11 protein-coding genes are annotated in these 11,282 nt (G+C 45.2%); 3 read left to right on the top strand and 8 right to left on the bottom strand.

What is annotated here, in order from left to right; genetic code table 11:
- Positions 1–109 precede the first annotated feature (109 nt).
- The 3 genes from Q8M62_RS16620 to Q8M62_RS16610 all read left to right on the top strand — a co-directional run bounded on the left by Q8M62_RS16620 (position 110) and on the right by Q8M62_RS16610 (position 3,213).
- Entirely contained in the window at positions 110–1,816 is a 1,707-nt protein-coding gene (locus tag Q8M62_RS16620) for a GMC oxidoreductase (RefSeq protein ID WP_304899258.1), read from the top strand.
- A 3-nt stretch (positions 1,817–1,819) separates the two neighbouring features.
- The gene (locus tag Q8M62_RS16615) at positions 1,820–2,413 is read left to right on the top strand and encodes a gluconate 2-dehydrogenase subunit 3 family protein (RefSeq protein WP_304899257.1); all 594 of its coding nucleotides are present in this window, start codon (positions 1,820–1,822) and stop codon (positions 2,411–2,413) included.
- Positions 2,414–3,018: 605 nt separating this feature from the next.
- Positions 3,019–3,213: a CsbD family protein gene (locus Q8M62_RS16610; protein ID WP_304899256.1), complete on the top strand. Its 195-nt coding sequence runs from the start codon at positions 3,019–3,021 to the stop codon at positions 3,211–3,213.
- 178 nt (positions 3,214–3,391) lie between these two features.
- On the opposite strand, the gene Q8M62_RS16605 is transcribed toward Q8M62_RS16610, so the two are convergent.
- The 8 genes from Q8M62_RS16605 to Q8M62_RS16570 form a co-directional block, all read right to left on the bottom strand.
- Positions 3,392–4,285, bottom strand: coding sequence for a Nif3-like dinuclear metal center hexameric protein (locus Q8M62_RS16605; protein WP_304899255.1), 894 nt, complete (start codon positions 4,283–4,285; stop codon positions 3,392–3,394).
- Between the two features lie 87 nt (positions 4,286–4,372).
- Positions 4,373–5,032, bottom strand: a complete 660-nt coding sequence (locus Q8M62_RS16600) for a hypothetical protein (protein WP_304899254.1) — start codon at positions 5,030–5,032, stop codon at positions 4,373–4,375.
- A 23-nt stretch (positions 5,033–5,055) separates the two neighbouring features.
- Positions 5,056–5,853: an SDR family oxidoreductase gene (locus Q8M62_RS16595; protein ID WP_304899253.1), complete on the bottom strand. Its 798-nt coding sequence runs from the start codon at positions 5,851–5,853 to the stop codon at positions 5,056–5,058.
- Positions 5,840–6,520, bottom strand: coding sequence for an acetoacetate decarboxylase family protein (locus Q8M62_RS16590; RefSeq protein ID WP_304899252.1), 681 nt, complete (start codon positions 6,518–6,520; stop codon positions 5,840–5,842). The genes Q8M62_RS16595 and Q8M62_RS16590 overlap by 14 nt, the downstream gene beginning before the upstream one ends.
- The gene (locus Q8M62_RS16585; protein ID WP_304899251.1) at positions 6,513–7,274 is read right to left on the bottom strand and encodes an SDR family NAD(P)-dependent oxidoreductase; all 762 of its coding nucleotides are present in this window, start codon (positions 7,272–7,274) and stop codon (positions 6,513–6,515) included. Before Q8M62_RS16585 ends, Q8M62_RS16590 begins: the two co-directional genes overlap by 8 nt.
- A 59-nt stretch (positions 7,275–7,333) precedes the next feature.
- Positions 7,334–9,052, bottom strand: coding sequence for an IlvD/Edd family dehydratase (locus tag Q8M62_RS16580; RefSeq protein ID WP_304899250.1), 1,719 nt, complete (start codon positions 9,050–9,052; stop codon positions 7,334–7,336).
- Between the two features lie 210 nt (positions 9,053–9,262).
- Positions 9,263–10,570: a UDP-N-acetylglucosamine 1-carboxyvinyltransferase gene (gene murA, locus Q8M62_RS16575; RefSeq protein WP_092731142.1), complete on the bottom strand. Its 1,308-nt coding sequence runs from the start codon at positions 10,568–10,570 to the stop codon at positions 9,263–9,265.
- The gene (locus Q8M62_RS16570) at positions 10,570–11,232 is read right to left on the bottom strand and encodes a DUF4290 domain-containing protein (RefSeq protein ID WP_304899249.1); all 663 of its coding nucleotides are present in this window, start codon (positions 11,230–11,232) and stop codon (positions 10,570–10,572) included. The genes murA and Q8M62_RS16570 overlap by 1 nt, the downstream gene beginning before the upstream one ends.
- Positions 11,233–11,282 lie beyond the last annotated feature (50 nt).

Below are 11,282 nucleotides of genomic sequence, written 5' to 3'. Positions count from 1 at the left end.
ACTTTTGGGATTTGGTCAAAACTTAACTTGTTGAAGATATCTGATCGTTTGAAATCACCCAGTTCAGCAAAATTTTGGCTATACTTGATCCTCTTTTAAACCTATTAGAATGGCTAATTTCAAAATTGATGCAGACAAAAACCTGACTTATGATGCGATTGTCATCGGTTCGGGAATCAGCGGAGGCTGGGCAGCAAAGGAACTTTGCGAAGCCGGACTCAAAACCCTCGTTCTGGAACGGGGGCGAATCGTAGAACATGTCGTGGACTATCCCACCATGACCCTCGATCCATGGGAAACAGAACTCCGTGGCGGACTCACTCCCGAGCAAAAAGCAAGACATCCAAAAGGAGGGCGGTCCGGTTTTATCGGCGAAATGAACGAGCATTTTCATGCGAATGATGTCGAAAACCCTTACACAGAAGTAAAGCCTTTTCTATGGGTTAGGGCCCATCAGATGGGTGGCCGATCTCTGCTTTGGGGAAAGCAGTGTTACCGTTGGTCGGATTTGGACTTCGAGGCCAATGCCAAAGATGGCCATGGCGTTGACTGGCCGATTCGTTATAAGGATTTGGCACCTTGGTACACCCATGTTGAAAAATTTGCCGGGATCAGCGGTGAAGCCTTGGGATTGCCACACTTACCGGATAGTCATTTTTTACCTCCTATGGAACTCAACTGCGTGGAAAAACACGTCAAAGAGCGAATCGAAAAGGAATTCAAAGGAAGAAATATGATCATCGGTCGGGTGGCTCACCTGACCGAACCGCTGAATGGTAGAGGGAAGTGTCAGTTTCGTAATCGATGTGATAGAGGTTGTCCTTATGGCGCATATTTCAGCAGCAATGCGGTAACCTTGCCGGCGGCTCATGCCACAGGAAACCTCACCATCCGTCCTTTTTCCATTGTGCAGTCCATTGTCTATGATGAGCAAAAAGGAAAGGCTTCCGGTGTCAGAATCATCGATTCAGAGACAGGAGAAGAGTTGGTATATAAAGCCAAAATTGTCTTTGTCAACGCATCTACGCTCAGCACCACACAGATTTTGCTCAACTCCACTTCCAATCGTTTTCCAAACGGCATGGGAAATGATTCCGGTGAATTGGGACATAACCTGATGGACCATACCTATCGGGTAGGAGCAATGGGTGCTGTGGAAGGTTTTGAGGATCAGTATTACAAAGGACGCCGTCCAAATGGAATCTACATCCCACGATATGTCAATCTGGATGAAAAGACCAAGTCGGATAAATTTGTCCGAGGTTTTGGTTTTCAGGGTGGTGGAGGACGCGCAGGCTGGGGAGCGGGTTCCAATCAGGAGGGATTTGGAGGAGACTTCAAAGATGGACTGATGAAGCCGGGTCCCTGGGAATTTTTCATCACAGGTTTTGCAGAGTGCTTGCCCTATCACGAGAATAAGGTGTACCTCAACACAGACGTGCTGGACAAATGGGGTCAGCCGACGCTATCCATCGATGCGGAATGGGGCAAAAATGAATTGGAAATGAATGCCCAGATCCGGATTGATGCCAAAGAAATGCTCGAACGCATCGGCGTGAAAAACGTCCTGGATTTTGACAATAAACATGAAATGGGCTACGGAATCCATGAAATGGGAACCGCGCGAATGGGACGTGATCCGAAGACTTCCGTGCTGAATGCGACAAATCAGGTTCATGATTGCAAAAACGTTTTTGTCACTGACGGTGCTTGCATGACCTCATCATCCTGCGTCAATCCTTCGCTGACCTACATGGCACTCACTGCCAGAGCGGCCAGTCATGCGGTTTCAGAACTCAAAAAATCAAATCTCTAAGCCATGAACAGACGAGACGCACTAAAAAAAACAGCCCTTTTTGCGGGTTCGGCAGTAGCTGCACCGACCATGCTAAGCCTTTTGCAGGCATGTGCCAAACAGGACCGCCTGACTTGGACTCCCCAGTTTTTGAGCGAGGATCAGGCGCGATTCATTTCGGCTTTTGTGGATTTTCTATTGCCAAAGACCGAAACTCCAGGTGGACTGGATGTGAAGGCGGATATTTTCATCGACTCCATTTATGCCAAAACCTACGATGAAGCCGGACAGAAAAATGTCCTTGCCGAAATCGAAAAGTTCAATGCGGATTGTAAAGCTGCCTACGGAAAAGTTTTTGCTGAGCTTAGTCCGGAGGATAAAGCTGCCTGTTTCCAAGGACATGAAGCCAAGTCGCCCAAGTTCCCAAAGAATGTATGGGGCTCGGCAGTGGGGCCAAGAGAGCCGGTAGGATTCTATCGAAGTCTGAAATCAACAGTGCTTTGGGCATATTTTACCTCGGAAGAAATCGGAAAAAATGTCCTGAGTTACGACCCCATACCGGGAGAATTCAAAGGTTGTATTCCGGTTTCGGAAGTAGGGAATACTTGGAGTTTGTAGGGAAGACTTTTGTGTATACAGAAAAAAGGCTGTCTCATAACTGTTGTTTGTCACATTGAGTCTTAAATATTCTGCGAACATACAAAATGGAAATGGCGGTAAATCACTTCGAAAGCAGGGGGGTTGTCACCTTGAGCATTTGAGAGACGAGAGTCTCGAAATCGAAAGGTCCTCGACTCCGCTCGGACTGACACACATTCAGCTGCCAAAATACCTTACGTGATTGGTAGCACCTGTCTGTCGTGTAGGCAGGAAGTTCAAATGCAGCTGTATTTGCTGCAGAGGGTCTTCGACTCCTGTCACGCAGAGCGGAGTCGAAGTATCATCAGGCTGACACATTTAGGCCTTTTGAGACACCATCTTTTAACTTTAAGTCTTTTCATAAGTCTTCCTAAAAAAGTCTAAAAGTGACCGAGCGCTTCAGGAAATTCAACAGGCATTTATTCCATAGAATTGGGCTAATAAACCCCAATCTGAATAATAACTCAACAATTCGGTTTAGGATTTACGCCTAATTTGCGTCGGAAACCTAATTCCGTGTCGTGGCACCGGGTTTGAATAAGTTGAAGTAATAATTTATTGTTTCACTTTAACCCCAAAACAAAATGAAAACTGACACTAGACTTCAAATGAAAGGTACTTGGAATGAAGTTAAAGGAAAATTGAAGCAGAAGTATGCTGATTTGACCGATGACGATTTGCTATACGAAGAAGGAAAAGAGGACGAGCTCCTCGGGAAATTGCAGAAAAAGCTTGGTAAGACGATGGATGATGTTAAAAATGAGATTAACTCACTTTAATCGTTTTAACAAGGTGTTTGGGAATGATTAAAAATCATTGGTAAGCCAGAACTGTAGCAAATCAAACAAAAACAAAAGGGCTGATGTGAAAATCGGCCCTTATTTTTTTACTCACAGATTTCACTGATTCTCACAGATAGGAATTGGGTCTTTGGTCATCTGTGTCATCACTCATCCGCTAAAAGATCTGTAAGGAATTCCCTGAAGGAATATGATGCACAGGAAGCCCCGGCATGTTTTCATTCAGCCAGTTTTTTACAAATTCTGATCCGCCTTCCTCACTGGCCGAATGGCCGATTTCGATCATAGAAAGCTTCATCCCGATTTCATTTGCTGCACGCACATATTCTGGAGTTTCCCATTCGTTGGATTCACCGCACACCAAGGCGTCAGGCTTTTCTTTCATAATGGATTCTATTTGCCTTCTACCTCCTACTGCTCCGGGAAGAAGCAATACTTTGCTGCAGGTCTGATTCAGATCACCTACATAGCGCATCGCCGGTACACCAAGTTTGCCTTTGATATGATGAATTAATTCACGAAGGCTGGTTCGGGGAATATTCAGGATCGGGCTTTTTGGTTGATAATATGCATTCCATCCCAAATCTCCCACGACTCCAATCCGAACTCCATCGTCATTCATGCGATGGACATAGTCGTGATTGCGCCAAAGTGTAATTTCATGTTCAGCCATCAGATCATACTTGGCACGGAAGACGGGATCATTTTGCAAATAATCTGTTTCATCCTGTCCTGAAAAAAAGGTGGGCTCGTGTGGAATGATCAGGTTAGCCTTCAGTGCGATCGCTTTTTTGATGATTTCCATCGTGGTAAACATGGTAGTTACCACCCCTGTCACCACTGTTTCTCTGGATCCGATTTTGATTGTATCCACAGTTTGGGAAAAAGGTGCGTTGGGAACTTGGGAGATGAACGTGTCCATGATTTCGCCGACTGTCCAAGACTTTTCTTTGGAAAAAGAGAATCCCGAAAAAGGATTTACAAGCATTCCGGCACCGATCAGTGCACTTGATTTGAGTAAAAATTCACGCCGGTTAGTTTGGGATTTCATAAGCCTTGTTTTTTTGTTAAGATATAAAAAATGCCGCTGGTAGCTCACCAGCGGCATAAGGAGATTCAGTTGAATTTCAAATATGGATTAGTCAACCTTGATATTGGTAAACCAAATGAACCGCTTACCGGCATCATTGGAGTGGTCGGTTGCAAACTTGAGTGGGCCGAAGTCCTGCACATTTTCCCAAGTGACCGCACGTCCATCCGGTCCGTTTCCTCTACGGAAAACCCATTCTGTGATCATTTTATTTTCATCCAAATAAAGGTCATAGGCATCGCCTGGGGTGTACCCCATTCCGGGTGCCGCAGGCTCTCCTGAATTATAAAGAATGGTCAGCTTGGTAGAATTGGCCCCGGCAATTGGGGAAGGGACATTTTCCAGAATTTCAAAGGTGTACCCAGTGTCCCATGCGAGTTGGAAAGGCATCATCAACCAGTATTTGTCATTGATGAATCCTCCGTCCTGCTTTGGCAAAGAGTCTGAAGCCAAGCTGTAAGTGAAGGTAGTGTCAGGTCCTGAATAATAAACTGTATTTTCTTTAATATTCCATTTCCAGTCCCTGGAAAGCACATTTACCGAATCACGTTGCACATTCCATGTATATGCGATGGAGTTTACCTGGTCAAAATTACTAAACCCGTAGGCCTTTGCCACTTGGATAGGTAGGGTGTCAGGCAGTTCTGTTTTTTGCTCACAGGAGCTTATTAGCCAGATGAATGAGAGTAAGAAGAAATAGTTTTTCATGGAATGTGGTTGATGATTTGAAATTAAACTGAACTGTTATTGCTTTGTTTTGCTTGCCAAGATCGGAATTTCTTTGATTCAATTGTCTGATAGATCGGTCGAATGAAATAAAGGAAATTATTCAAGTGAAGCAGGATTTTAAAGAGGGGAGATGGAAAAATCATGTTTTTGCCTTTCTGCACTCCAATTAGAATTTTTTGAGCGACAATTTTTGGGCTTTGCATTGGGAAGGCTTTTGGGATTTCGCTACCGGCGGAATCAAAAAAAGCGGTGGATGTGGCGATTGGAAATACTAAACTTAGCCAACTTCCTGATTTTTCAGCCCAAATCGTTCTTGCCCATTGGAGTAGTGCAGCTTTGCTGGCACCATATACACTGTACCCGGGAACAGCCCAAAATGCAATTGCAGAACAAGTGATGATGTGTCGAAATGTGATGTTTGGAAAGCAGGTCTTTAATTCCAATCCCAGCTGAATCGGGCTGAAGACATTGAGTTGGAAAAGCGAGTCCATTTCATGCCAATTTTGATTCTCCGTAGCATTGTATTCAGCTTTCCCTGCATTTGCAAAACAAAAATCAATCCCGATCCAATTTGCTTTAATCCATTCCAAAATCAGTTTGTTTCCTGTTTTTTCACTTAAATCTGCAATTAGAAAACCTTCAATTTCGGGAAGTTCATCCTTTAATTTCTCAAGATTTTGACCTGAGATATCCACGGCTAAAATACGCTTTGTCGATGGGTAGAGTAGTCTTACCAGGGCTAATCCGATCCCCGAACTTGCTCCGGTGACAATAATTTGTTTGTTTTCAAAATGGTTCATCCCCATAGGTTGGCTCCGGGAATTTGATGTGAAAGGGGCTTATCTTCATGGCCAAGAGAGGCTTGATATCCCGAATGTCAGGAAAAAAAGTGGGATCCAAATCGAGGCTTTTTATTTTAGCCAGCTTTCCCCAACCATATCCGCTTGGTTTGGTGTAGTATTTTACCTTATTCCAAATTTGGCATAGACTGATAGGCAAAAGTGAAGTAGTCACCGGGAAAGGCAGCCCACTATGTGTGATTTCTGTTGAAAAAATCACTTGGTCACCGGATTTGATTTGGATTATATCTTTGCCTAGCTCCTTTTCCCAGGTAAAAGGAAGTGTTTCCTTAGGTATTCCCCAGTTGTTTCGTCCATTTTGGGTACTGACCTCTGTATCCACATAAATTTTGGTAATCGCCTGTTTTTTTATTTTTCGAAATTTCCCGGGGATGATCAGCAGTTCGTGATAAGGTCCTACCGGTGTTTTTTCATAGTTGACGAGCATGACGTAACCCAGTCCGCCTTTGAATTTTCCTTCGAGATGTTTTGGGAGTAAACCAAAGTTTTCAACCCAATTTTTTTTGAATTTGAAAATTAGTATGATCCCTTCACCACTGAGCTGCCAGGGGGGTGGAGATTTTAATACCAGGTGAAGATCTTTACTGATAAGATGATTTTCAGGCATAAGGAGAGGGGCTAATCGCTGTCCAGCCGCCATCTACGATGAGTGTTTGCCCGGTGATGTGACGTGCGGCATTGGAAAGTAGAAATGCTGCAGCCTCAGCTATATCAGTCGTAAAGGCGGGACGGCCGATCGGGGTAAGTTTTGACCAGGTTGTGACATATTCCGGGTCAGAAGTAGTGCGCTCGGTAAGGGTAGCACCGGGTGCTATGGTATTGATTCGAATGCCAAAGGGAGCAAGTTCCAATACCAGATTTTTGGCCAACATCTCAATGGCGGCCTTGCTCATGGCGTAAGCGGCAAGATTTTCATGGCTTTGATGTGCAGTCACAGAGGAAGTAAGCAAAATTGACCCTCCGTTTTTCTGGTCTTTCATTACACGTGCAGCTGCTTGTGTCAAAAAGAATGTGCCTGCTTGATTGACCCGCATTACTTCCAGGAAATCCTTTCGGGAATACTCCAAAAAATTACCGAAAAGCGTAATGCCGGCATTTGCGACCACTTGGTCAATTTGACCAAAATGATGCATGGCCAGTTCGATCAATTCCGAAATCACCTCCTCGGAAGAAGAATCGCCCGAGCATCCTATGACTTGACCTTTGCCCATGCGGGCGAGGGAAGCTACGGCCTCTTCAGTCAGGCCGACTTCCAGATCATTTAGGACAATATGTGAACCGGTATCAAGCAGTTTTCTGGCAATCTCCAATCCGATTCCCTGACCTGCTCCTGTAATAATGGCTACTTTTTGAGGTTTCATAATTCTCTTTTAAAAACCCTCCAAGGGTTTAGAACCCTTGGGGGATGCTTCCCTTTTGATTAATGCGAATCTCTTTTCACTTCTGAACCTGAGCTTCCTTGGAGAAAATCAAAGTCTACGCCTTCGTGTGCTTGATTTACTTTGTCAAGGAAAAGATTCACGTAGCCTCTTTCATAAGGGAGCTTGGTCGGCTGGAAGCCTACTCTTCGCCTTTCAAATTCCTCTTCGGAAATCAATAGGTTTAGGCTGCGATTGGGTACATCCAAGGCGATCATATCTCCGTTTTGCACAAAAGCCAAGGGTCCTCCGATTGCTGATTCTGGAGAGACATGCAGTACGACTGTGCCAAAGCCTGTGCCGCTCATCCTACCATCGGATATGCGAATCATATCTTTGACTCCTTTCTCAAGCAGTTTTTTTGGCAAGCCCATATTTCCGACTTCCGGCATGCCGGGATAGCCTTTTGGCCCTACATTTTTCATGACCATCACGCAAGTTTCATCGATATCCAGGTTCGGGTCGTCTACTTTGGCTTTGTAGTCATCAATATTTTCAAAGACAACGGCTCTTCCGGTATGGGTAAGCAGACTTGGAGTGGCGGCAGAAGGTTTCAGTACTGCACCGTTTGGACAGAGATTACCTTTAAGTACTGCTATGCCTGAGTCCGGTTTGATGGGGTTTTCCAGTGTGCCAATCAGATTTCTATCCCAGCATTCAGCCTTTGCAATGTTCTCTCCGATAGTTTTCCCATTGACAGTAAGGGCGTCACGGTGGAGATGCTTTTCGATTTCGCGCATGACCGCCGGTAGTCCACCTGCATAAAAGAGATCCTCAACCCAATGCTCTCCGGACGGCTGAACATTGGCGATCAGCGGGATTTTGGCTGAGAAATGATCAAAATCGGTGAGATCCAATTCCACTCCGATTCGCTTGGAAATGGCTGTCAAATGAAGAATAAAATTGGTGGATCCTCCTACAGCCGCATTGACCATGATGGCGTTTTCGAAGGCTTTACGGGTCAAAATTTTACTCATTTTCAGGTCTTCTTTCACCATCTCCACGATTCGCATGCCGGTCATGTGGGCCATGACTTTCCGGCGGGAATCAGCTGCAGGGATGGTTGCGTTATCAGGTAAAGAAAGACCCAAAGCTTCTACCATCGCCGCCATGGTAGAGGCAGTACCCATAGGGGCGCAGTGTCCTACAGAACGGGACATGGCGGCTTCTGCCTCAATAAATTCTTCCTGAGAAAGCTTTCCCAACTTGTATTCCTCTGCAAATCTCCAAATGTCCGAAGTGCCGATTTTCTTTCCTTTGAATCTTCCCACGAGCATAGGTCCACCCGAAAGTACCATGGCCGGAATATCGACAGAAGCGGCTCCCATGACTAGGGAAGGGGTGGTTTTGTCACACCCACACATCAGCACCACGCCATCCATGGGGTTGGCTCGGATGCTTTCTTCCACATCCATGGAGGCTAAATTCCTGAAAAGCATCGCGGTAGGTTTGATGGAGCATTCGCCCAAGGACATCACCGGAAATTCCAATGGAAATCCACCGGCTTCCCAGATACCACGCTTTAAGGCTTCAGCTAAATCCCTGAAATGGGCATTGCAGGGGGTGAGTTCAGACCAGGTATTGCAAATCCCAATCACTGGCTTATCGCCTTCGAAAAGATGATGGGGGAGTCCCTGATTTTTCATCCAGGATCGGTAAATAAATCCGTCTTTTCCGGTCCGGCCGTACCATTCTTGGCTACGGAGTTTTTTCTTGGTCATAGGTTAAAATGGGTTGAGCTATTTGGCCAAGAAGTTACCAAAAAAATGTAGAAAAGGGCAAAAGGGAATGGATAATTGGGAAAAGAAGTTCTGAAAACGCTTTTTTTCAGTTTCTTTTCTTACCTCTATCCATAGGCATGATCGGTGTTTGATTCTCTGAAACCAGCCGAAATTAAAAAAGAAATTGGGAGCTTTTGGCTCCCAATTGAATTATGCAATCCGTTCAATTTTTGCGCCAAGCGCATTGAGCCGGACATCAATGTTTTGATACCCTCGATCAATCTGCTCGATATTGTCAATGACAGAAACCCCATTAGCAGACATGGCAGCTATGAGCAGTGCCACTCCCGCACGGATATCCGGTGAAGTCATTCGAATACCCCGAAGTGGATACTTTCGGTCCAGTCCGATCACGGTGGCTCGATGCGGATCACAAAGGATGATCTGTGCCCCCATGTCGATCAACTTGTCCACAAAGAATAAGCGCGATTCAAACATCTTTTGGTGAACTAGGACGGTTCCTTTTGCCTGCGTCGCAGTGACTAGGATAATGGAAAGCAAATCCGGTGTGAATCCAGGCCAAATCTGATCGGCAACAGTCAAGATCGACCCGTCGATGAATGTTTCAATCTCGTAGTGCTTTTGTGCAGGAACGAAAATGTCATCGCCTCGAAATTCCAAATGGATGCCCATTCGCTTGAATGTCTCCGGAATTATTCCCAAGCGCTCAATTTGACAGTCTTTGATGGTGATCTCGGACTGAGTCATTGCTGCCATTCCGATGAACGAACCGATCTCGATCATATCCGGAAGCATGGTGTGCGTTGTACCGCCAAGTTTTTTGACACCCTCAATAGTCAGCAAATTTGAGCCTACTCCTGTGATTTTTGCCCCCATACGGTTGAGCATGTCACAAAGCTGCTGAAGGTATGGCTCGCAGGCTGCATTGTAAATAGTGGTTTTGCCTTCGGCAAGCACTGCTGCCATCAAAATATTGGCCGTGCCGGTGACCGAAGCCTCATCCAAAAGCATGTAGGTACCCTTGAGTTTTTTTCCATCGATGTGGAAAATCTCATTTTTGGCGTCGTAATGGAATTCTGCTCCAAGTTTTTGAAATCCAAAAAAGTGGGTATCCATTCTTCTTCGGCCGATCTTATCTCCTCCCGGCTTGGATAGTTTGCCTTTTCCGAATCTCCCCAATAGCGGACCCAGTATCATCACCGAGCCTCGAAGTGCGGATGCCTTGGTCAGGAAATCTTCCGTTTCCAAGTAATCCAAGTTGACCTCGTCTGCCTGGAAACTATAGGACTCAGGACTCAGTTGCTTGATTTTGACGCCCATATCGGCAAGCAGCTCGATGAGCTTGTTTGCGTCACGTATGTTTGGGATTTTGTTGACAGTGATTTTTTCGGGAGTGAGTAGGACAGCGCAAAGAATTTGAAGTGCCTCGTTTTTTGCTCCCTGAGGGGTGATTTCACCTTTTAGTCGGGTACCACCGGTAACTCGAAATGATGCCATTAATTTCTGCGCTTTTTATTATTGTGGCCGTTGTTTCTGGGCTTTTTGGGATGGTTGAACTTCTTTTTCTGAGGTTCAGCCTCGATATGAGGAATTTTGAAATCTCTTCTGGTATTGGATTCGAAGAGGGCATTCTCCCTAACTTTTTCCAGATCGATATGAAGTCTCCCTTTTGACATCGTTTTGATATCGTCAAGGATAATCCCATCATCGAAGTTCTCCCTGTTCCAGGTAGAGTGGAAGGAACGCATTAATTGGCCGATGTAGATGATTGCAGATTCCTGATCGTCATCATTCTCAATCTCTATGGCTTGTTCGATCAGTTTTTCGATATTTCTGCCATAGTGCTTAAACTTCACTTCGCCTTTGGGGTATCCGATGGGCTGTGGTTTTTTGCCTAGAAGCTCTTTTTCCGGCATCGGAAAAGGGCCATCCACATCGAGTTTGAAGTCCGACATGATGTAGATGTCATCCCAAAGCTTCTGATCATTTTCCTGCTTCCAGGTTGGATTGAGCTGTTTGATGATTTCGATGACAGTGTAGGCACTCTGAGTGCGCTTTTCACGGTCTTCAATCGCGGTGACATGATCTACCAGGCGTTGAATGTTTTTGCCGTATTCTTTCAAAATAAGTCGTTGTTTTTCAGGTTCGGTGTGCTCCATGTTGCTTCCCGTTTATTGCCATTCAAAAGGTAACAAAAAATCACCAAAAG

Origin of the sequence: Algoriphagus sp. (assembly GCF_030694375.1) — a bacterium.
In the GTDB taxonomy this organism is placed as follows: domain Bacteria; phylum Bacteroidota; class Bacteroidia; order Cytophagales; family Cyclobacteriaceae; genus Algoriphagus.
The sequence above is the reverse complement of the archived record's forward strand: the minus strand, read 5'-3'. Positions and strand labels throughout refer to the sequence as shown.